The sequence below is a fragment of the Streptosporangium sp. H13245 genome, assembly GCF_055690525.1.
On the sequence record NZ_JBSZKT010000014.1, the window covers coordinates 23,100 to 43,310 of the forward strand.

The 20,211-nt window shown below is 72.2% G+C and carries 19 protein-coding genes; 8 read left to right on the forward strand and 11 right to left on the reverse strand.

Annotated features, from left to right (window positions below):
- Positions 1 to 48: 48 nt before the first annotated feature.
- A complete protein-coding gene (locus tag ACW9TB_RS21380) occupies positions 49 to 1,545 on the reverse strand; it encodes an aldehyde dehydrogenase family protein (protein WP_472749799.1) in 1,497 nt (498 codons plus the stop codon).
- Between the two features lie 197 nt (positions 1,546 to 1,742).
- Complete coding sequence (locus ACW9TB_RS21385) at positions 1,743 to 2,492, reverse strand: hypothetical protein (protein WP_472749800.1); 750 nt, start codon at positions 2,490 to 2,492, stop codon at positions 1,743 to 1,745.
- Between the two features lie 444 nt (positions 2,493 to 2,936).
- Here ACW9TB_RS21385 and ACW9TB_RS21390 point away from each other — a divergent pair, with 444 nt between their 5' ends.
- The 3 genes from ACW9TB_RS21390 to ACW9TB_RS21400 all read left to right on the forward strand — a co-directional run bounded on the left by ACW9TB_RS21390 (position 2,937) and on the right by ACW9TB_RS21400 (position 5,674).
- Positions 2,937 to 4,115, forward strand: a complete 1,179-nt coding sequence (locus ACW9TB_RS21390) for a sensor histidine kinase (protein ID WP_472749801.1) — start codon at positions 2,937 to 2,939, stop codon at positions 4,113 to 4,115.
- Complete coding sequence (locus ACW9TB_RS21395) at positions 4,112 to 4,837, forward strand: response regulator (RefSeq protein WP_472749802.1); 726 nt, start codon at positions 4,112 to 4,114, stop codon at positions 4,835 to 4,837. The genes ACW9TB_RS21390 and ACW9TB_RS21395 overlap by 4 nt, the downstream gene beginning before the upstream one ends.
- Positions 4,838 to 5,128: 291 nt before the next feature.
- The gene (locus ACW9TB_RS21400; protein ID WP_472749803.1) at positions 5,129 to 5,674 is read left to right on the forward strand and encodes a DoxX family protein; all 546 of its coding nucleotides are present in this window, start codon (positions 5,129 to 5,131) and stop codon (positions 5,672 to 5,674) included.
- Between the two features lie 32 nt (positions 5,675 to 5,706).
- On the opposite strand, the gene ACW9TB_RS21405 is transcribed toward ACW9TB_RS21400, so the two are convergent.
- The 5 genes from ACW9TB_RS21405 to ACW9TB_RS21425 form a co-directional block, all read right to left on the reverse strand.
- On the reverse strand, positions 5,707 to 7,071 hold the full coding sequence (locus ACW9TB_RS21405; protein WP_472749804.1) for an FtsX-like permease family protein: 1,365 nt from the start codon (positions 7,069 to 7,071) through the stop codon (positions 5,707 to 5,709).
- Positions 7,068 to 7,730 carry an ABC transporter ATP-binding protein gene (locus ACW9TB_RS21410; protein WP_472749805.1) on the reverse strand — a complete coding sequence of 221 codons (663 nt, stop codon included), beginning with the start codon at positions 7,728 to 7,730 and terminating at the stop codon, positions 7,068 to 7,070. The genes ACW9TB_RS21405 and ACW9TB_RS21410 overlap by 4 nt, the downstream gene beginning before the upstream one ends.
- Positions 7,723 to 8,247, reverse strand: a complete 525-nt coding sequence (locus ACW9TB_RS21415; protein WP_472749806.1) for a PadR family transcriptional regulator — start codon at positions 8,245 to 8,247, stop codon at positions 7,723 to 7,725. The genes ACW9TB_RS21410 and ACW9TB_RS21415 overlap by 8 nt, the downstream gene beginning before the upstream one ends.
- Positions 8,248 to 8,325: 78 nt before the next feature.
- Positions 8,326 to 9,780, reverse strand: coding sequence for a MocR-like pyridoxine biosynthesis transcription factor PdxR (gene pdxR, locus ACW9TB_RS21420; RefSeq protein ID WP_472749807.1), 1,455 nt, complete (start codon positions 9,778 to 9,780; stop codon positions 8,326 to 8,328).
- A 356-nt stretch (positions 9,781 to 10,136) separates the two neighbouring features.
- Positions 10,137 to 10,958 carry an NAD(P)H-binding protein gene (locus ACW9TB_RS21425; RefSeq protein ID WP_472749808.1) on the reverse strand — a complete coding sequence of 274 codons (822 nt, stop codon included), beginning with the start codon at positions 10,956 to 10,958 and terminating at the stop codon, positions 10,137 to 10,139.
- 714 nt (positions 10,959 to 11,672) lie between these two features.
- Here ACW9TB_RS21425 and ACW9TB_RS21430 point away from each other — a divergent pair.
- From ACW9TB_RS21430 to ACW9TB_RS21440, 3 genes are all read left to right on the forward strand, one after another.
- Positions 11,673 to 12,497 carry a nitroreductase/quinone reductase family protein gene (locus ACW9TB_RS21430; protein ID WP_472749809.1) on the forward strand — a complete coding sequence of 275 codons (825 nt, stop codon included), beginning with the start codon at positions 11,673 to 11,675 and terminating at the stop codon, positions 12,495 to 12,497.
- Positions 12,498 to 12,786: 289 nt separating this feature from the next.
- A complete protein-coding gene (locus ACW9TB_RS21435; RefSeq protein WP_472749810.1) occupies positions 12,787 to 14,553 on the forward strand; it encodes a methyltransferase domain-containing protein in 1,767 nt (588 codons plus the stop codon).
- A gap of 115 nt (positions 14,554 to 14,668) precedes the next feature.
- Complete coding sequence (locus tag ACW9TB_RS21440) at positions 14,669 to 15,580, forward strand: alpha/beta fold hydrolase (protein WP_472749811.1); 912 nt, start codon at positions 14,669 to 14,671, stop codon at positions 15,578 to 15,580.
- A gap of 59 nt (positions 15,581 to 15,639) precedes the next feature.
- Here ACW9TB_RS21440 and ACW9TB_RS21445 read toward each other — a convergent pair whose 3' ends face one another.
- Positions 15,640 to 17,169 carry an MDR family MFS transporter gene (locus ACW9TB_RS21445; protein ID WP_472749918.1) on the reverse strand — a complete coding sequence of 510 codons (1,530 nt, stop codon included), beginning with the start codon at positions 17,167 to 17,169 and terminating at the stop codon, positions 15,640 to 15,642.
- Positions 17,170 to 17,323: 154 nt separating this feature from the next.
- Here ACW9TB_RS21445 and ACW9TB_RS21450 point away from each other — a divergent pair, with 154 nt between their 5' ends.
- Together ACW9TB_RS21450 and ACW9TB_RS21455 are read left to right on the forward strand one after the other, a co-directional pair.
- The gene (locus tag ACW9TB_RS21450) at positions 17,324 to 17,938 is read left to right on the forward strand and encodes a TetR/AcrR family transcriptional regulator (protein WP_472749812.1); all 615 of its coding nucleotides are present in this window, start codon (positions 17,324 to 17,326) and stop codon (positions 17,936 to 17,938) included.
- Positions 17,939 to 18,178: 240 nt separating this feature from the next.
- Positions 18,179 to 18,550: a hypothetical protein gene (locus tag ACW9TB_RS21455; protein WP_472749813.1), complete on the forward strand. Its 372-nt coding sequence runs from the start codon at positions 18,179 to 18,181 to the stop codon at positions 18,548 to 18,550.
- Positions 18,551 to 18,608: 58 nt separating this feature from the next.
- Here the strand turns inward: ACW9TB_RS21455 and crcB are convergent, their stop codons facing one another.
- Genes crcB through ACW9TB_RS21470 form a run of 3 tightly spaced genes read right to left on the reverse strand, consistent with a single transcriptional unit; the run spans position 18,609 to position 20,037 of the window.
- Positions 18,609 to 18,983: a fluoride efflux transporter CrcB gene (gene crcB, locus ACW9TB_RS21460; protein WP_472749919.1), complete on the reverse strand. Its 375-nt coding sequence runs from the start codon at positions 18,981 to 18,983 to the stop codon at positions 18,609 to 18,611.
- Between the two features lie 17 nt (positions 18,984 to 19,000).
- Positions 19,001 to 19,342, reverse strand: coding sequence for a DUF190 domain-containing protein (locus tag ACW9TB_RS21465; RefSeq protein WP_472749814.1), 342 nt, complete (start codon positions 19,340 to 19,342; stop codon positions 19,001 to 19,003).
- Positions 19,339 to 20,037: a fluoride efflux transporter FluC gene (locus tag ACW9TB_RS21470; RefSeq protein WP_472749815.1), complete on the reverse strand. Its 699-nt coding sequence runs from the start codon at positions 20,035 to 20,037 to the stop codon at positions 19,339 to 19,341. The genes ACW9TB_RS21465 and ACW9TB_RS21470 overlap by 4 nt, the downstream gene beginning before the upstream one ends.
- Between the last annotated feature and the right edge of the window lie 174 nt (positions 20,038 to 20,211).

Consider the following 20,211-nt stretch of genomic DNA (forward strand, 5'->3'; position numbering starts at 1 on the left):
GTGCCCGTACGGTGGATGGTGCCGTACGGGCACGCGGCCGGTGCGCGGTCAGGTCTGCAGCTGGGTGCAGACGGACTTCACCTCGGTGTAGGCGTCGAGGGCCTGGTGGCCCATCTCGCGCCCCCAGCCCGACTGCTTGTAGCCGCCGAAGGGCAGGGCGGCGTCGAAGACGTTGTAGCAGTTGATCCAGACGGTGCCCGCGCGGATCTTACTTGCGAGGGCGTGCGCCTTGGAGATGTCGCGGGTCCAGATGCCGGCCCCCAGCCCGTAGTCGGTGGCGTTGGCCTCCGCGGCGATCTCGTCCAGGTCGGAGAACGGTGAGGCGACCACCACCGGCCCGAAGATCTCCTCGCGGACGACCCTCATCTCCGGCCGTACGTCGGTGAGCACGGTGGGCTGGACGAAGTAGCCCCGCTCCCCGTGCCGGTTGCCACCGGCCAGCGTCTGGACGCCCTCCGCGCGCCCCGAGTCCAGGTAGCCGGTCACCCGGCGCAGCTGCTCGTCGGAGACCAGGGGTCCCATCTGCGTGTCGGGCTCCATGCCGGGACCGAGCCTGATGCCCCGGGCGATATTGGCGACCCCCTCCACCACCTGGTCGAACCGGTCCCGCTGGACGAACAGCCGGGATCCGGCCACGCAGCACTGGCCGTGGTTGAAGAAGATCGCGTTCGCCGCGCCCTGGATGGCGATGTCGGGGTCGGCGTCGTCGAAGACGATGTTGGGGCTCTTGCCGCCGAGCTCCAGGGTGACCTTCTTCAGGTTGCCCGCCGCGGCGTGCACGATCAGCTTGCCCACCTCGGTGGAGCCGGTGAAGGCGACCTTGTCCACGCCGTCGTGCGCGGCCAGCGCCGCACCGGCGGTCTCGCCGTATCCGGGCAGGACGTTGACCACGCCGTCGGGCATCCCCGCCTCGGCGATCAGCTCCGCCAGCCGCAGGGCGGACAGCGGGGTCTGCTCGGCGGGCTTGAGGATCACGACGTTCCCCGTGGCCAGCGCGGGCCCGAGCTTCCAGGCCGCCATCAGCAGCGGGAAGTTCCACGGGATGATCTGGCCGACCACGCCGACCGGCTCGCGCAGAGTGTAGGCGTGGAACGCGGCGCCCGGCATGTACGGCACCGAGAGCGAGATCGTGTTGCCCTCGATCTTGGTCGCCCAGCCCGCCATGTAGTGGAACAGGTCCGCCGCCAGCGGAACGTCCGCGGCCCGTGCCACGGCCACCGGTTTGCCGTTGTCCAGCGATTCGAGCTGGGCCAGCTCCTCGGCGTGCTCCAGGATCAGGTCACCGATCCTCCAGATGATCCGTCCTCGCTCGGAGGCGGTCATCCGTGACCAGGGCCCCTGCTCGAAGGCCCTGCGGGCCGCGCGCACCGCCCGGTCGACGTCCTCGGCGTCGGCCTCGGCGACGTGCGCCAGGGTCTGCCCGGTCGCGGGGTTGGGTGTCGCGAACGTCTTGCCCGACGCCGCGTCCACCCACTGCCCGTCGATGAACAGCTTGTGGGGGGTGGTGATGAAGTCCTCGACGCTCTTTTCCAGGGTTACCGTCATCAGCGTCGGCTCCCTTCCTGTTTCAGAGACGCTCTGCCGGACCGCGCGCCCGCCCGCACCGTGGAACCGCCCGCGGTACGCGGATGCTCGGCCCGATGAATAAACCCTCTCAATCAGACTACGGACGCAGTGAGAGCACAAGGACCCCCTCTCCGCCCGGCCCTACGGGTCCCGGGGGTGCGGCCCCCCACCGGGCCTCAGCCCTCCGGGCCGAAGACGGCGAGGAGAACGCTCAGCACGACGCCCAGGGCGATCCACGCCCAGGTCCTCCCCGCCGGTCTGGGGCCGTCGCGCAGCACCCGTACGCCCAGCGGCACGAACGCGACGCACAGACCGGCCATGGCCAGCAGCGACTGCGGCTCGGTGCCCTTGAGCGTGCCGAGGGCGAGCACCCACATACAGCCCAGCGCGATGGAGCGGACCGGTCCGAGCACGCCGGACCGGTAGGCGCCGATCGCGAGCACGACCCAGCCGACGACGACGGCGAGGGCGGGGAGGCGGAACAGGTGCCAGGCCGGGTAGGAGTCGGCGACCGCCTTGGTCGCGACCTCCAGTCCCTGCACGTCGACGAGCTGGAAGGCGAGATGGTCGATGCCCCCGTGGAAGGTGCGGGTGAACAGCCCGACCGTCACCAGGATGCCGCCCCAGACCGCCCAGCCCGGCCTGGTGACGCCGATCATCCGGGCGAGCGTCGCGACGGCGGGCCACATGAGCACGTTGCCCGCGACGAAGAGGCTGTAGGCGGCGACCATCAGTGCCGGTTCCGCGTCGTAGGCCTCCAGCTGCTGGGGAAAGAAGAAGTGGTGCCTGATGCGCGTGAGCACCCCGGCGGACATCAGCAGGGGGCCCAGGATCATCGAGATCCCGCCCACCCACGGCCCGGGAAACCAGAACGGCTCGATCCGGTGGGCCTGCTCGACGGTCTGCGGCTGACTGTCATCGATCATGTCTCAACGGTCGCGGGCGGCGGCCTCGCGCACATCCGGCCCCGGTCGGAACCCGCGGGTACGACCGGGATCACACCGGCGCCCGCCACCTGTGCCCACGGGCCTATGCCCACAGACCCACACCCGCGCTCCCCTGCCAGCAGACCCGCGCCCACCCGGCCCCGTACCCATGACCCCATGCCGACAGGCGCTCCCGTGCCCCTGTCCCACGACCCCATGCCGACAGGTCCGTTCCCGCGTCCTCACCTCCACAGCCCCGCGCCCCTGTGCCCACGACCCCGTGTCCACAGGCCCGTACCCGCACCTCGTACCCGCCCGCCCCATGCCGACAGGCCCATGCCCACCCGGCCACGTACCCACCGGCCGATGTCCACGCGTCTATGTCCCAGGGTGGTCCGACCACGGGTGGATGCGTCGCCTGGCCTGCGGCGATAGCGTCGCCGCGTGGACAGCTCCCGTGGGCGTGCCTACCTGCTCCCCCTCGACGTCGCCGTGGCACCGGTGCTCGCGCTTCTGATCGTGTACGCGATCCTCGACCCTCCCGTCCAGGTGTTCACCGGGCCGCTGTGGGTGGGGTGTGCGCTGGCCGCCGTCACCGCGCTGCCCGTGGCGGTGCGGCGGCGACGGCCGCTGCCGGTGCTCGCCGTGACGGGCGTGGGCGCGGTGGTGGCGACGCTGGTCGGCGCGGTCGGCGCCGGGGTGGTCTGGGTGGTCTACGCCCCCGCCGCCCTGACGCTCTACCTCGTCGCGCTGACCACGCGGTCCCGCCGTTCCGTGGCCGCCCTGGCGGCCTGCCTGCTCGCCTCCGCCGCCGCCGTGGCGTACCTGTACTCGGTGATGCGGCCCGTCCCCCGGCCGGGGGCGACGGCCGACGAGCTCTCCGCCTGGCCGGTGGAGGCCGGGGTGATCTGGGTGATCATGTGCGGGGCCTGGGCGGCCGGGGCCGCGCTGCGGCGGCGACGGGCCGCCGCCGCCCGGCTCTCCCAGCAGGCCGTGGCCGACGAACGGCTGCACATCGCCCGCGAGCTGCACGACATCGTCGGGCACAGCATGAGCCTGATCGCGGTCAAGGCCACCGTCGCCAACCACATCGCCGCGACCCACCCGCAGGAGGCCCTGTCGGCGCTGGCCGTCATCGAGCACACCAGCAGGACCGCGCTCACCGACATCCGCCGCCTGCTGGGGGTGCTCCGCTCCGACGAGGACTCCCCCGCCGACCTGGCCCCGCCGCCGGGACCGGCCCAGCTGCCCCTGCTCGCCGAACACACCCGGGCCGCGGGCGTTCCCGTCCACCTTGAGGTACGCGGCGTCGACGAGCTGCCGGAGGCGGTGGGCCTGTCGGTGTACCGCATCGTGCAGGAGGCGCTGACCAACGTCGTCAGGCACGCCGCCCCGGCCCGCTGCGAGGTCCGCGTCGAGGCCGGAGGAGGGGCCGTACGGATCGAGGTGGTCGACGACGGCCGGGGGACCGCGGAGCCGAGGGACAGCGGGGCGCACGGGCTGGTCGGGATGAGGGAACGTGTCACGATGTACGGCGGCACGTTCAGCGCCGGTCCACGACCCGAGGGGGGCTTCCGGGTGTCAGCCCATCTGCCGTACGAACCGCTGGGAGGGACACCGTGACGGAAGCCGCCGGGACGGGCGCCGCGAACGGTTCCGCGCCGCCGATCCGGGTGCTGCTCGCCGACGACCACGTGCTGCTGCGCGACAGCTTCCGCGCCCTTGTCAACGCCACCGAGGGAATGACCACGGTCGGCGAGGCCGCCACCGGCGCCGAGGCCGTGCGGATGGCCGGGCTGGAGCGCCCGGACGTGGTGCTGATGGACGTGCGGATGCCCGAGATGGACGGCATCGAGGCCACCCGACTGATCTGCGGCTCGCCCGGGACGGCCGGTGTGCGCGTGCTGATCCTGACGACGTTCGACCTGGACGAGTACGTCTACGCGGCCCTGCGGGCGGGGGCGAGCGGCTTCCTGGTCAAGGACACCACCGCGGCGCACCTCCTGGAGGCGATCCGCGTGGTCGTCTCCGGTGAGGCCCTGCTGGCGCCCAGTGTGACGCGGCGGCTCATCACCGAGTTCGCGCGGCTGGCCGCTCCCGTCCGGCCTCCGGCCCGCGCGCTCGACGGCGTCACCGGCCGCGAGCGCGAGGTCCTCACCCTGATCGCCCGAGGGCTGTCCAACACCGAGATCGCCGAGCGGCTGCACCTCAGCGTCGGCACGGTGAAGACGCACGTGGGACACCTGCTCGACAAGCTTCACGCGCGCGACCGCGCCCAGCTGGTGATCATCGCCTACGAGACGGGCCTGGTCGCCAGCGGGAGCGCGACGCCACGAGGAGTTTGACGGCGGTACCTCGCCGACGCCGAGCCACGCCACGGGCGACAAGCCGTCCTCGCCTCACCTGATGAACCGGACAACCGGACAACCGGACCCAACCGGCCGGATGACCCGGCGGCCTGATCCCGACGCCCGCGACGCTCCGGCGTCCGGTTCGATCGGCGTGCCCCAGAGCGGCGAGCCGGTGAGTCGTCGTGAACCGCCCCGGAGCGGCCTCGCGGTTTTTGGCTTGCATCGTTGGATAGCGATAGTATCTAATACTAGATAGCACAACTATCCGACAAAAGGGGTGCGTCGATGTCCGCGTTCGTTGTTGAGATCGTTCTCGTGGTCGCCACACTGGGCTTCCGCGCGCTGGGCGCGTTCGGTGTCCGCCGGTTCGCCACCTGGTCCGCGAGCGCGGCACACGGGATGGCCGTCATGCTCGTCGTCACCGCCGCCGCGCATTTCGTCCCGGCGGGGGTGACCGTCATGCCCAACCACGCCGACATGGTGCGCATGGTGCCGCCGATCGTGCCGTTCCCCGGTGCCGCGGTCTACGCGACCGGCGTGCTGGAACTCCTCGGCGCCGCGGGACTCGTGGCCGTCGCGACGCGCCGGGCCGCCGGGATCGCCCTCGCCGCCCTCTACGTGCTGCTGCTTCCCGCCAACGTCTACGCGGCCGTCGCCGACGTCCCCTTCAGCGGCGGCGAGGCGACGCCCCTGTGGATCAGGATCCCGCAGCAGGTCCTGTACATCGCCGTCGCGCTCTGGGTGGCCAGGTCGTCCGGCACCGGCCTGGCGCTCCGGGGGTGGGCCGCACCGCGTTCCCGCGCCGGGAACCCGGAACCGGCGTCCCGCTGAGGGGTGGGCGTCCCGTGGGACGCCCACCCCTCTCACTCGTCCCGGAGTCCCTCGGGACGCAGCGTCCGGCGCAGGATCGGCCGGGCGGCCCGCGCCACCAGCGTCGCGGCCAGCACCCCGATCCCCACCATGAGCACCGCCCGGCCGACGGCGAGGGCGAACGCCTCCGGCACCTCCCGGTAGACGTCCCACACCGACAGGACGACCACCCCCACCCCGGCGACGGCGGCCACGGCGCACACCGGCAGCGCCGCGATGAGCGCCTGCCGGGTGAGGACCCGGCCCAGCGCGGGACCGGGCGCCCCGGAGGCGGCCAGGGCCGCGAACGAGTGCCGGTGGTCCAGCAGTTCCTCCGCCTGGTGCACCACGAGGGCGGCGGCCGAGGTGACCAGCGCGACCAGCAGGGCGAGATCCACGAGCAGATAGGTCACGGCCCAGGAGGAGTCGAGGCCGCCCCGGAAAAGGATGGGCCCCTGCTGGGCGCCGACCCCGGCGCCGAAGAACACGGTCAGCCCCACCACCGACAGCGCGCGGGCCCACCCCCGGGGATCGGCCCCGACGATCCGGGCGGCCAGCAGGGTCTCCGCCGTCCCGGCGCGGTCGCCGACCCGCCGGGCGGCCGCCCTGATCAGCCACGCGGCGCCGAGGACCAGGCCGAACAGCAGGAGCACCATACCGGCCGTCATGGACAGCACCGCGGCGTACGGCCCGCCGGGGAACTTCCCCTTGCCGACGAGCCCGGCGACGAGTAGCCCGGCACCCACCGCGACCAGCGCCAGGTCGAGCGCCCTGGGACCGGCCGGGGGTGTCCGCCGGACCACGCCCAGCGGGGAGGACACCACGTGCCGCCCCGCCGTCAGCCCGGACAGCGTCCCGGTGAGCGTCACCACGGCGAGGATCGCCAGGATCTGCACCGGCGGGACCAGGGGCACCTCGCCCTCCAGCGCCCCCGCCAGCGCCAGGTTCGCCACCAGGTACAGCGCGACGCCGGACACCCCGCCCAGCAGGGTCCGCCACCCGCTCTCGTACGCCCCGATCAGGCGCACCTCGCGCGGTGTGGCCCCGGCCAGCCGGAGCGCGGCCAGCCGCCGTTCCCGCGTCGCGGCGGCCAGCCGGCTCACCTGGTGGACGAAGGCCATGGTGGGTACGACAAGCAGGGCCAACGCCAGCGCGGTGATCAGCCGCGACTCCCTGCCGGAGAAGAAGCCCAGGTAGTCGATCCGCGTCTCGACGAGGTACCCCTCGGGGGCGACCGACACACGAAGCCCGAACGCCAGCAGGTTCGCCCCGGCGCACAGCAGGAAGGTCGCGAGCGCCGCCCCCGCGGTCATCAGACGCCCCCGTACCCGCTCGCGCGGCGATCCGCCCCTGGCGAGCATCCGCGTCACGGCGATCACACGGTCACCCCGGACAGCCTGCCGTCGCGCAGCACGATCTCCCGGTCGGCGTAGGCGGCCACCCGGTTGTCGTGGGTGACGACCACCAGCGTGGTGCCGTCCGCGCGCGCCGTGCCGACGAGCTCGTCCATCACCCGCTCTCCGGCCAGCGAGTCGAGAGCGCCGGTCGGCTCGTCGGCGAAGACCACCCTCGGGCCGGTGACCAGCGCGCGGGCCACGGCGACCCGCTGCAGCTGGCCGCCGGACAGCTCACCGGGCCGCCGGTCCGCGCAGTCGGCCACGTCCAGTCTCTCCAGCCGGGACCTGGCGGCCCGCAGCGACTCCTGGCGCCCGTGCCGGTTGAACAGCAGCGGCAGCGCCACGTTCTCCTCGGCGGTCAGCTCGGGGACCAGCCGGCCGGACTGGAAGACGACGCCGAAGCTCTGCCTGCGCAGTTTCGTCCGGTCGGCGTCGTCGAGGGTGTCGACGCGCCGCCCGTCGAGGTGGACCTCCCCCGACTCGGGACGGATGATCCCGGCCAGGCAGTGCAACAGGGTCGACTTGCCGGAACCGCTCGGGCCGGTGATGGCGACGATCTCCCCGTCGCCGATCTCCGCGGACACGCCGTCCAGCGCGACGGTCCTGGCGAAGGTCTTGCGTAACGTACGTGCCTCAAGCATCGATCTCCCCTTTAAGATCCGCGAGTCGTTCCATGGCCGTCTCGATCCAGCGCAGGTCGGCGTCGAGGTGCTGGAGCGCGTAGTCGGCGGCGAGCGCCTGCGCGGGGGACCCCGAGGCCCGTTCCGCGGTGAGCTCGCGCATCCGCGCCAGATGGGCGGCGCGCTGCCTGGCCAGGTAGCCGTCGGCGGCGCCTCCGGCCACGATCGCCACCACCACGCGAGCGACGAGCGTGCTGGACACGTGCGGCGCGGGCGCCTCCACCTGCTCCAGCCACCGGGTCAGCTCGGCCGCCCCCTCCTCGGTGATCGCGTACACCGTACGCTCCGGGCCGCTCTCCCGCACGGTCTCCGCCACCTCGGCGAACCCGTCCCGTTGCAGGCGCTGCAGCGTCGCGTAGACCTGCCCGTACGCGAGCGGCCTGGCGCCCGGCAGGCGCTGGTCATGCTCGCGTTTGAGTTCGTACCCGTGTTTGGGCCGCTCCGCGAGCAGCCCGAGCATCACGTGTCCGGTAGACATGATCGGGACTATACATCCGATACATACACTGAGCGAATAGATAGCCCTTCCTCGGCGAGGACGACCGCCGGGACGCGATCAGGCGCGCGGCCGGGCCCGCTCCGGCGGACCCGCGCCGACCTGCCTGATCACCGCCGCCAGGACGTCGACGGCCTCCTCCACCACCGCGTCGCTGAGGTTGCCGTAGCCGAGCATGAGCGCGGGCTCGGCCGGTCTCGGCCGGAAGCGCATCTCGTCCAGGTTGAGCATCCGCAGGTCGCGCCGCCCGGCCTCGGCGAGGATCGCGGCGGCGTCCGACCCGGCGGGCAGCTCCAGCAGCAGGTGCATCCCGGCCTCCGCCCCGCGTACCCGGCACTCGGGGAGCCTGCGCGCCAGCGCGGCGGCGAGCGCGGTCCGCCTGGCGCGCAACCGCAGCCGGGACGCGCGCAGGTGCCGGTCGTAGCCGCCCGACTCCATGAAGTGCGCCAGCGCGACCTGGTTCAGCACCGGCGGGATCAGCGGGATCTCGTGCGAGGACCGTACGGCCTGGACCCACCGGCGGGGGGACACCACCCACCCGATGCCGACGGTCGGTCCCAGTGACTTGCTCATCGAGCCGAGCAGCGCCACCCGGTCGGGGTCCGTGCCCTGCATCGTTCTCGTGGAGGGCCGGTCGTAGCTGAACTCGGCGTGGTAGTCGTCCTCGACGACCAGCCCGTCCACCCGCCGCGCCCAGTCCAGCAGCGCGGCCCGCCGGTGCGGCGCGAGCACGCAGCCGGTCGCGACCTGGTGTGTCGCGCCCACGCACACCGCGCGGAGATCCGGATGCGCGTCCAGCGCGCCGACCACCAGGCCGTCGTCGTCCACCGGCAGCTCCACCAGCTCCAGGCCCGCGGTGCGCGCGGCCTGCCGGAGCCGTTCCGAGCCGGGATCCTCCATGCCGATCCTCGTGTGACCGGCCGCGAACAGGGCGCGCGAGACCTGGAGGAGGGCCTGCGCGGCACCGGCGAAGACGGAGACCGTCCCGGCGTCCGCCGCCGCCCCCCTGCTCCGGTTGAGGTGCTCGGCGATGACGGCCCGCAGCCTCGGCTGGCCGCCCGGCTCCGAGTAGCCGAGCTGGTCGAACGGGGCGGTCTCGGCCGCGGTCCTGACCGCCTCCACCCATTTGCGCCGGGGAAAGGCCCGGAGGTCGGACAGGCACGGGTCCATGTCGTAGCGCGCGGGGGGCTGCGGGGTCGTGGCCGGGCCCGCCCGGCGTACGAGCCGGTCGTCGTCGGGCTCGGGCGACCAGCACACCCGGGTCGCGGAGCCGGTGCGCCCCTCCAGGTAGCCCTCGGTGACGAGCCTGCCGTACGCCTGTGTCACGGTCCAGCGGGAGACGCCGAGATCGGTGGCGAGCGTGCGGCTCGGCGGCAGTGCCGCGCCGAGCGGCAGCCGTCCGCTCCTGACGGCCGTACGGATCGCCGTGGCCAATTGCACGTGCAACGGCCCGCGCCCGGCGGCCGGGAGGTCGAGAAGCGTCTCCCATGCCAGGTTGGTCTGCGTTCCTGCCACCTCTGGATGGTAGTTCGCGAATTGGTCTGGTCTTTTCCGCGCGCGATCGGACCGGGAGACCGGCCCGGCCGTCCCTACCGTTGACCTGGGGTGATCGTCATCCCGCGAGGTCGAGGAAGGACCGGAATGAAAGCACAGGGAAACGGCCGGGACGCGGAGCTCATCACGCTCATGGCCGGGACGGCCGCCCGTCCGGGGATACCGGCGAGCCTGTGGGTCGGGCCTCCCGGCCCGCGGAAGGCCCGCCGCCGGACGAGCCCGGGGAGACTCCGCCGATGGCTGACCGGGCGGCCCACCTGAACGGGAGGCCGGGGCGCCGGTCGGGCGGAGGTGTCCCGCGGTGCCGCCGGGCCCGGCTACGGCGCGCGGAAGGCGTGCGCGTGCTCGGCCGCCCAGTCGCGGAAGGTGCGGGCCGCCTCCCCGGTGACCTCCCGTACGGTGGCGGTGACCGTCGCCGGACCGGCGGTCATCGCGGCCTGGGCGCGCAGGACGTCGTCCACGGCCTCGGGCGGCCAGCCGAGGGCCAGCATCCGCCGCCGCGCGTCGCCGGGGGTGTCCTCCTCCCAGCGCACCGGCCGGCCGATCACCTCGCCGATGACGCGGGCCTGCTCGGCCTGGGTGAGTGACCGGGGCCCGGTCAGCTCGTGGACGGCCTCGTGGTGCCCGTCCTCGGTGAGGGCACGCACCGCGACCGCGGCGATGTCCCGCTCGTGTACCGGTGCCATGGCCGCCCGGCCGTACGGCTCGCGCACCACGCCCTCGGCCCGGATCCGCCCGGCCCAGCGCAGCATGTTGGCGGCGAAGGCGTGCGGGCGCAGGATCGTCCAGTCCAGCCCCGACCGCTCGATCAGCCGCTCGGCCCGCCGCTCGTGGTCGCGTACGGCCGCCGACGACAGGTAGACCACGCGGCGGGCGTGCCCGGCCGCCGCCTCCAGCATCCCCTCCAGGCCGTCGGCCGAGGCGAACGGCCAGAGCAGGAACACCGCCTCGACACCGGCGAAGGCCGCGTCCGGGGAGCCGGGAACCGACAGGTCACCGCGTACCCCCTCGACTCCGGCGGGGAGGCAGGCCGGTTCGCGGGCCAGTGCGCGGACCTCCGCTCCGGCCTCCACCAGCTGGGCCGTGACCTGCCGGCCCACCGTGCCGGTCGCTCCGGTGACCAGAACCCGTGCCCGCATCGGATGTCCCCCTCCGTCGAAGATCCTCACTGCTGGCCAACCGTAGGAGGACCCGCCAAGACGGCCAATGCTCATATGTCCCTGATTTATACGTGGAAGTCTCCCGATGCCCCTTTCGTCGACTAGGAGCCCGGTCGCGCCCGGTGCCGGTGACGCTGTGTTCCTCCCGCACGGACACGGCGTTCCTCCCGCACGGGCAGGGGACACGGGGTTCTCGTGTGTGGTGACCGGGAAATGCCACATTGCCTTGATGCGTTTATGGCACTACGGTTGGGAATGTGACTGCCGGGTCGGCCTTGGGCCAACAGCGAGTAGGGCACCCGGCCGAGGCGTGAGCCCCGGGCGGGCCAGAGGCCCCCCTTTTTCTTTCTCCTTCCGCGCGTTCGGCGCGACGTTTCCCGTGGATTTCCCTTCTCAGGTCTCCACGTCTCATGTGGTCCCCGCGTGTGGTTTCCACGTTCCGCGTGACACCCACCTGTCCACATGCCCTGATGGTGCCGGTCTTCGCCGGTCACCATGGGTTTCACGCCACTCGTGAACCGGCCCCGGCGGCGAGTCACCGGTCCGGCCGGTCGTCCGGCGTGCCCTCCCTCATTTCCCACACCACGGTCGCCCCGTGGTGATTTCGCCCTGCCCGCCGAACGGTCCTTCGGGGCCCTTCGGCATGCCCGCGAACAATCGCGGGACCATCAATCCTGGAGAAGAAAACAGCGAATGCCGATCGAATTCAACCAGCAGATCATCGAGGAGTTCCGCGCCAACGGCGGGCAGGTCGGTGGCCCCTTCGAGGGCGCCCGGCTGCTCCTGCTGACCACCGTCGGGGCGCGCTCCGGCGCCCGGCACACGACCCCGCTCGGCTACCTTCACGACGGCGGCGAACGGGTCCTGGTCATCGCCTCGGCCGGTGGCGGGCCGAAGCACCCGGCCTGGTTCCACAACCTGGTGGCCAACCCTCTCGTCACGGTCGAGGACGGCATCTTCACCTACGAGGCTCAGGCCGTCGTCCTGGAGGGCGCCGAACGCGACCGCGTCTTCGCCCGCGCGGTCGAGGCCGACCCCGGGTGGGCCGACTACCAGGCCAAGACGACGCGCGTCATTCCCGTGGTCGCCCTCCAGGCCGGAGGCGGGCCGCCGAAGGCGTCCTCGGCGAGCGAGGCCCTCAGGCTGGTCCACGACATGTTCCGGCGGGAACTCTCCCTGATCCGCAAGGAGGTCGCCGAGTCGGGTCCCGGGCTGGGCGCCCAGCTGCGGGTGAACTGCCTGACCCTCTGCCAGGGGCTGCACAACCACCACACCGGTGAGGACATCGCGCTGTTCCCCTTCCTCGCCCGGCGCTATCCCGAACTCGCCCCCACCCTGGAGCGGCTGAGCCGGGAGCACGAGAAGATCGCGGTTCTCATCGAGGAGCTGCGGGAGGTCATCTCCACCGAGGGCGCGGACCCCCCGCTGGTGCTCTCCGAGGTCGAACGGCTCACGGACGAGCTCGAAAGGCACCTGACCTACGAGGAGGAGCAGCTGATCCCGGTCCTCGACACATAGAAGGCCGCCGCCCGCGTACCGGTGACGGGTTGTCGCCGGTACGCGGGTCACGCGCCCACGACCCGAACGCGAACGAACCGGGGACCTCGACCGGCCATATGGACGGGACGCGACCGCCGAACCCGGCGAGCGCACCGGACGCGACCGCCCGGAGGGACGTGGAGCCGCTCGTGGCGCACCATCCCCCGGTTTGCTGATTCAGCAAGTTATTTTGCCAAACTCCGGGGCGGGGGCGGACCATCTCCGGTGAACGGAGGTACCACAAATGACCGTACAAACGGAACAGACCGTGACCACTACCCCCACGGGTGAGGAGCGGCGCTACGACGTCGTGGTCGTCGGCGGTGGCGCCGCCGGGTTGAGCGGGGCGCTGACCCTGACCCGGGCGCGGCGCTCGGTGCTGGTGATCGACGCGGGCCGGCCGCGCAACGCCCCGGCGTCCCACGTCCACTCCTACCTGACGCGCGACGGCGTGCCCCCCTCGGAGCTGGCGGCCCTGGGCCGCGCGGAGGTGACCGGCTACGGCGGCGAGATCGTGGAGGGCGAGGTCGTGACGGCCGGGCGCCTGGACACCGGAGGCTTCCGCGTCGTCCTCGCAGACGGGTCCGCGGTCGTGGCGGACCGGCTGCTGGTGACCACCGGCCTGGTCGACGAACTGCCCGAGGTGCCGGGCCTGGCGGAGCGCTGGGGGCGCGAGGTCCTGCACTGCCCGTACTGCCACGGCTGGGAGGTACGCGACCAGGAGATCGGCATCCTCGCCACCGGGCCGCTCGCGGTCCACCACGCCCTGCTGTGGAGACAGTGGAGCAGCGACGTGACCCTCTTCTCGCACACCGTGCCCGGATTCGGCGACGAGGACCGCGAGCGGCTGGCCGCCCGCGACATCACCGTGGTGGACGGGCTGGTGACGGCCCTGGAGGTGACGGACGACCGGCTCACCGGCGTACGCCTGGCCGACGGCCGGGTGATCTCCCGCCAAGCCCTCGTGGTGGCCACGCGCCTCACCGCCCGCTCGGGCGTCCTCACCGGCCTGGGTCTTGAGACGACCGACCAGGAGATGGGCGGACACGTGATCGGCAGCTACGTCGCCGCCGACCCGGCCGGGGCGACGGCGCTGCCCGGGGTGTGGGTGGCCGGGAACGTCACCGCCCTGACCGATCAGGTCATCGGCGCCGCCGCCGCGGGCGGGCGGGCCGCCGCCGCGATCAACGCCGACCTGATCACCGAGGAGACCGGCCTGGCCGTCGCCGCCCGCCGCGCCGCCGTCTCCATCCACCACACGCACGGAGAGGCTCGGCATATGCACGGAGACACCCCGCACGACCACACGCACGAAGACACGCGACACGACTCCCGACACGACCACGCGCACGAAGACGCTCGACACGACCACACGCACGAAGACGCCCGGGAGGGTGCCCCGGAGGACGGCCCCGTCTCGGACGAGGAGTTCTGGGACCGCCGCTACGGCGGGAGCGACCGGGTCTGGAGCGGCAACCCCAACACCGTCCTGGTCCGCGAGGTCACCGGCATGGAGCCGGGCCGCGCCCTGGACCTGGGGTGCGGTGAGGGAGCAGACGCGATCTGGCTCGCGAAGCGGGGATGGCGGGTCACCGCCACCGACATCTCCGGTGTCGCCCTCGATCGCGCGGCCCGGCACGCGGCGGCGGCGGACGTCGCCGACCGGATCGACTGGCAGCGGCACGACCTGGGCACGTCCTTCCCCGACGGCACCTTCGACCTCGTCTCCGCCCATTTCCTGCACTCCCTCGGCGACATGCCACGGGAGAAGATCCTGCGGACCGCCGCCTCGGCGGTCGCGCCCGGCGGGGTGCTCCTCATCGTCGGGCACGCGGGCCTCCCCTCCTGGGAGCGGGACCCCCATCCCGGCGTACACCTCCCCACCCCGGAAGAGGTCCTCGAATCCCTTGAGCTCCCGGACGGGGAGTGGGAGGTGCTGCTCTGCGCGGAACACGAGCGGATCCAGAACGACCCCGAGGGGCGGCCCACCACCCGCACGGACAACGCCCTCAAGGTCCGGCGGCTGAGCACCTGAGCATTTCCCGGAGAATCCCACAGAGGGGTGTCGAGAACGCGGCCGTGGCTCCGACTCCTCGGTGACCGGCCGAACCGGTACCGGCGAATCCCGAGGAGACACGATTATGGAACCCGTGAAGACGAACACCCTGAAGGTGCCCGGCGCGACCCTGCACCACGAGATCCGCGGCTCGGGGCCGATCCTGTTGCTGATCTGCGGCGGGATCTACGACGCCGCGGGGTACGCGGGCCTGGCCGAGCGGCTCGCCGACCGCTACACGGTGGTGACCTACGACCGGCGCGGCAACTCGCGCAGCCCGCTGGACGGGCCGCCGGAGACCCAGAGCGTCCAGACGCACGCCGACGACGCGCACCGCCTGCTGGTGGAGGTGGGCGTCACCGCCGACGACCCCGCGTACGTCTTCGGCAACAGCTCCGGCGCGATCATCGGACTGGAGCTCGCCGCCCGCCATCCCGAGCAGGTGCGCGTCCTGGTCTCCCACGAGCCGCCCCTGTTCGAGCTGCTGCCCGACCGCGACCGCTGGCGGGCCGTCATCCGGGACGTGGAGGAGGCGTTCGCCAAGGAGGGCACCGAAGCCGCCATGGGGGTTCTCTCCGCCGCGTTCGCGACGGACGGCGACGAGCGGGAGGACGAGCAGGGGGAAGGCGAGCGGGTGGGGGGTGACACGTCCACCGGGGAGCCGGAGCGCATCCCGGGAGGCGCGCGGGCGCCGCAGGGGGAACCGGATCGGGAAACGCTGGAGATGCTGGCACGGCTGGAGGGGAACGCGGGGTTCTTCATCGGCTACGAGGTGCCGCCGTTCGCCGGGTACGTCCCCGACGTCGACGCGCTCAGGGCGTCCACGGTCCGCGTCGTGGCCGCTGTGGGCGAGGCGTCGGCGGGAGAGCCGCCGTACCGGGCCGCCTCCGCCGTGGCCGATCTGCTGGGTACGCGGCCCACGGCGTTCCCCGGCGACCACGGGGGTTTCGGCTCCGAGCCCGAGGCGTTCGCCGCCGGGCTCCACCGGGTGCTCTCGGCAACCTGAGAAGGCTCGACCGGGCAAGCTCGGCTGGGGAGACTCGACGGCGCCTTTCCGTACCCGGATCAGCCGGTCACGGCGTCGCTTTCCCGGGGGGCATCCGGCAGGTCCAGGCTGTCGCGGAGCTTGGTCGGCTTGAGGAAGAGCGCGGCGACGACACCCACCGCGGCGATCGCGGCGGAGATCAGGAAGATGTGTCCCGTGGCGTCGCCGTACGCCGCGCGCACGACGGTCCGCGCGGCTTCCGGCAGCGCCTGGAGGTTGAGGGTGCTGCCCCCGGAGCCGGAGGGCCGGATGCCCGCCTTCTGGAAGCCCTCGGCGATGCCGGTGGCCACCCTGTTGGCCAGGACCGCGCCCAGGACCGAGACCCCGATCGTGCCGCCCAGCGAGCGGAAGAAGGTGATGGCACCGCTGGCGGCACCCAGTTCCCGCAGCGGGACGACGTTCTGGATGACCAGCACCAGGTTCTGCATGGACATGCCGACGCCGATGCCGACCAGCAGCATCGCGGCCGACACGAGCAGCAGCGAGGTCTCGTGGTCGATCACGGACAGGCCGAGGAAGCCGACGGTGAGCACGACGGAACCCGCCACGATGTACGGCTTGACGCTGCCGCTCCTGGACACGAGCGCCCCGGAGACCGCCGAGGACAGCAGCACGCCGAGCATCAGCGGGATGGTCAGCAACCCGGCCTCGGTGGGGCTGTAGCCCCGGCCGATCTGGAAGTACTGCCCCAGGAAGACCGATCCGCCGAACATGGCCATGCCCACCGCGAGGCTGGCCAGGATGGCCAGGGCGGGGTCACGCATGCGGACGATGTGCAGCGGCACGATCGGCTCCTTGACCCGCGACTCCACCCACACCGCGACGGCCAGGATCACGATCCCGCCGCCGACCATGGCCGCGGTCTGCCAGGAGAGCCAGTCGAAGGAGTTGCCGACGAAGGTGATCCAGATGAGCAGGACGCTCACGCCCGCGGCGATCAGGGTGGCACCCGCGTAGTCGACCTTGGTGTCCGGCCGCCGGATCGTGACCACGTGGAGCGTCTTGTGCAGCAGGAGGAAGGCGACGGCCGTGAACGGCACGGCGATGAAGAAGCACCAGCGCCAGCCCAGCCACGAGGTGTCGGCGATCAGGCCGCCGAGCAGCGGGCCCGCCACGGTGGCCACGGCCATCACCGCGCCGAGGTAGCCGTTGTAGCGTCCCCGCTCCTTGGGGCTGATCATCGCGGCGATGACGACCTGGACCAGGACCTGCAGGGCTCCCATGCCGAGGCCCTGGATGGCGCGGAAGGCGATGAGCTGGCCGGTGTTCTGCGCGAACCCGCAGGCCAGCGAGCTGAGCATGAAAATGACGATGGAGATCTGGATGAGCAGTTTCTTGCTGAACAGGTCGGCCAGCTTGCCCCAGACCGGGGTGGACGCGGTCGCGGCGAGCAGCGACGCGGTGACCACCCAGGTGTACTGGGACTGGGTGCCGTCGAGCGCGCCGATGATCTGCGGCAGCGCCACCGACACGATCGTGGCACTGATCATCGCCACGAACAGGGCGAGAAGCAGGCCGCTCAGCGCTTCGAGGATCTCACGGTGGCTCATCGGCTCCGCGCCGGGTGGCGCGACCGCTTGGGTGCTCACGCACAACCTCCAAATACCAGCTACCAGCAATTAGGACAGACCGTGACAACATACATGCCCATTGGGCAAGTTTGCGCACCGGGCACACTTATCCGGGCAGTAGGCTGGTCACGCGATGGAGATCACAGCGGGGTTGCGCGAGCGTAAGAAGGCCGAGACGCGGCAGGCGGTCCACGAGGCCGCCCTACGGCTCACCGCCGAGCACGGCCTGGACCACGTTACCGTCGAGGCCATCGCCGACGCCGCCAACATCTCGCGGCGCACCTTCTCCAACTACTTCGCCAGCAAGGAGGACGCCCTGCTCTACGGTGACGAGCAGCGCATCCGCCTGCTGGTCGAGCGGGTCCGCACCCGCCCCGCCGAGGAGCGGGCCTGGCGGGCACTGCGGGAAGCCGTCAAGGACTTCTACCTCGAGATGGGCGGCCCGGACAAGCAGTGGGCGGTCCGCGCCAGGCTCGCCAAGAGGCATCCCACGCTCCTGGCCAGGCAGCTGGCCAACCACGCCAACCTCGAACGCGAGCTCGCCCAGGTCATCGCCGAACGCGGCGACGGCGGCCCCGGCCCGCGCCCCCAGGTGATGGCCGCGGCCTTCCTCGTCGCGCTGCGCGTCGCCACCCACATGTGGACCGAGGAGCACGAGTCCCGTCCGCTGGGCGAGATCATGGACGACGTTCTCAACGAGATGGCCCGGCCCTTCGACAGTGAGCGGCCCACCGGCCAGGACGGCTGACACCCCCGAGCCGACACGGCCGACACGGCCGACACGGCCGACACGGCCGACACGGCCGACACGGCCGACACGGCCGACACCGCCGATACGGCCGGTCATGGCAATTCGGCCGAACGGCCACCGCCGATATCCGCCGAACGGCCGATGCACCGGATTCCGCCGCCGGGACATCCTCGGGAAGCGCGCCGAACGGCGCGCCCATCCCTTGGACATCCCCTGGAGGATCCGTTGACCTCACCCATGACCCGCGTTCTGGTCTGCTGCGCGGCCACCACGCTGATCGGCGGCCTGACCGCCTGTTCGGTGAACGCCGGGAACGCGCGCCCCGAGGCGAGGACCTTCGCCTTCGACGGCAGGACGCTGAACGTGAAGTCGCACGAGATCCCGACGGACCTGGTCGCCACCGACCGCTCGGACATCAAGGTCACCCGCTGGCTCGACGCCAAGATGGGCTCGAAGCTGCTCCGGTGGGAGCTCAGGGACGGCGTGCTCGACCTGGAGGCGAGCTGCACCGGGATCGCGTTCTGCGACTCCCGCTTCAGGGTGGAGGTGCCGCGCGACGTCAGGGTGCTGCGCGACGGCCGTAAAACAGACCTCAGGGGACGCGGGTGACCGTGTCCGCACCCGCGTTCCCGGGGCCGGACATGTCCCGGACCTCCCGGGAACGCGGTCACGCGAAGATCGCCTGAGCGAGGGCGAGGCCCGCGAACACCGCCCCCAGACCCGCGACGACCGAGGCGACGACATTGACCACGGCGAAGAGAATCGCACCGCTCTCGGCCAGCCGCAGCGTCTCGTAGGAGAACGTCGAGTACGTGGTCAGCGCCCCGCAGAAACCGGTGCCGAGAAGTAGTCGCACGCCGGTGCCCACCGCGCCGGACAGCGCCGCCCCGGTCAGGACGCCCAGGATCAGCGAGCCGACCACGTTGACGGTGAAGGTGCCCCACGGGAAGACCGTGTCGTGGCGGGCCTGCACGGCCCGGTCGGTCAGATAGCGCAGCGGCGCCCCGAGGGCACCGCCGAGCAGCACCGGAAGCCAGCTCAGCATCCCGCTCATCCCGCTCACGTCGTCGGCCCGCCCCCGTGGCGAACGACCTCGACCTCGTCCAGGATGGACAGCCCTTCGGCGGGAAGGTCGTCCAGACTCGGCAGGAAGGCGCGGATCCGCTCCTCGGTGTCGATGATCGTGACGACCACCGGCAGGTGGTCGGCCATCGACAGCAGCCGGGTGGTGTGCACCGTCGAGGTGGCGCCGAAACCCTCGACACCGCGGAAGACGGACGCCCCGGCCAGCCCGGCGGCGTGGGCACGGTGCACGATCTCGGTGTACAGGGGCCGGTGGCGCCAGGTGTCGGTGTCGTCGACGAAGATCGTCAATCTCAGTGCCCGTCCGGCTGGAATCATCGCTCTCTCCTCGCCGTTCTCGTCGTTCTCTCCAGAAGTCGGCGGGTGGTCCACGTACCGGCCGTCACCGCGGCCAGGGCCGCCACGACCGTCGCCGCCAGATAGCCGAACGCCGGGCCGATCCGGCCACCGGAGATCAGCCGCTCGATGTCCAGGCAGTAGGTGGAGAAGGTGGTGAAGCCACCCAGCACCCCGGTGGCCAGGAACGGCCGCATCCAGGCGGGCGCCGTCCACGCCTCGGTGAGCGCGACCAGGAGAACACCGATCATCAGGCAACCGGCCGCGTTGACCCCCAGCGTGGTCCACGGGAAGGACCCGGCCTCGGTCGGCCACAGCAGGGCGGCGCCGTAGCGGGCACCCGTACCGATCGCGCCCCCGGCGGCGATCACCGCCAGGACACCGTGGTACGAGCGACCCGACCCACCACGCCCACGCGCACCGGCCTCGGCCTCGGCACCGGAACCGAGGCCGGGGCCGGGACTGGGGCCGGAGTCAGGACCGGGACCAGGGCCAGGAGCAGGGGTGAGGTCACGACCGGAGTCGGAGCCAGGACCAAGACTGGGACTGGGACCGGGGCCGGGAGCAGGACCGGGGCCGGGACTAAGACCAGGGTCGAGGCCGGGGTTGGGGTCGGGGTCGGGGTCGGGGCCGACGGGTTTGGTCGTCACCGTGAACCTCACCTGGTGCGGACGCATGCCTCTCCCTACGCGTGGGGGATGCCCGGCCTGGCTGCGCGGGCACGACCTGTCACGGGTAGGGACCGTTGGCGGCAGCGGGTGCCGCGGTTGGGAGCGGCGGGCCCCACCGCCGCGGGATCCCGGTATCGGCGGGATCCTCACTTCTCAGCCTAGCGCGACCGCTTCACGACC

Excerpts from the sequence above, each read along its gene's own strand:
- ACW9TB_RS21380 (WP_472749799.1), bottom strand. The coding sequence starts at position 1,545 with ATGACGGTAACCCTGGAAAAGAGCGTCGAGGACTTCATCACCACCCCC.
- ACW9TB_RS21385 (WP_472749800.1), bottom strand. The coding sequence starts at position 2,492 with ATGATCGATGACAGTCAGCCGCAGACCGTCGAGCAGGCCCACCGGATC.
- ACW9TB_RS21400 (WP_472749803.1), top strand. The coding sequence starts at position 5,129 with ATGTCCGCGTTCGTTGTTGAGATCGTTCTCGTGGTCGCCACACTGGGC.
- ACW9TB_RS21410 (WP_472749805.1), bottom strand. The coding sequence starts at position 7,730 with ATGCTTGAGGCACGTACGTTACGCAAGACCTTCGCCAGGACCGTCGCG.
- ACW9TB_RS21415 (WP_472749806.1), bottom strand. The coding sequence starts at position 8,247 with ATGTCTACCGGACACGTGATGCTCGGGCTGCTCGCGGAGCGGCCCAAA.
- ACW9TB_RS21425 (WP_472749808.1), bottom strand. The coding sequence starts at position 10,958 with ATGCGGGCACGGGTTCTGGTCACCGGAGCGACCGGCACGGTGGGCCGG.
- ACW9TB_RS21430 (WP_472749809.1), top strand. The coding sequence starts at position 11,673 with ATGCCGATCGAATTCAACCAGCAGATCATCGAGGAGTTCCGCGCCAAC.
- ACW9TB_RS21445 (WP_472749918.1), bottom strand. The coding sequence starts at position 17,169 with ATGAGCCACCGTGAGATCCTCGAAGCGCTGAGCGGCCTGCTTCTCGCC.
- ACW9TB_RS21450 (WP_472749812.1), top strand. The coding sequence starts at position 17,324 with ATGGAGATCACAGCGGGGTTGCGCGAGCGTAAGAAGGCCGAGACGCGG.
- ACW9TB_RS21455 (WP_472749813.1), top strand. The coding sequence starts at position 18,179 with ATGACCCGCGTTCTGGTCTGCTGCGCGGCCACCACGCTGATCGGCGGC.
- ACW9TB_RS21465 (WP_472749814.1), bottom strand. The coding sequence starts at position 19,342 with ATGATTCCAGCCGGACGGGCACTGAGATTGACGATCTTCGTCGACGAC.
- ACW9TB_RS21470 (WP_472749815.1), bottom strand. The coding sequence starts at position 20,037 with ATGCGTCCGCACCAGGTGAGGTTCACGGTGACGACCAAACCCGTCGGC.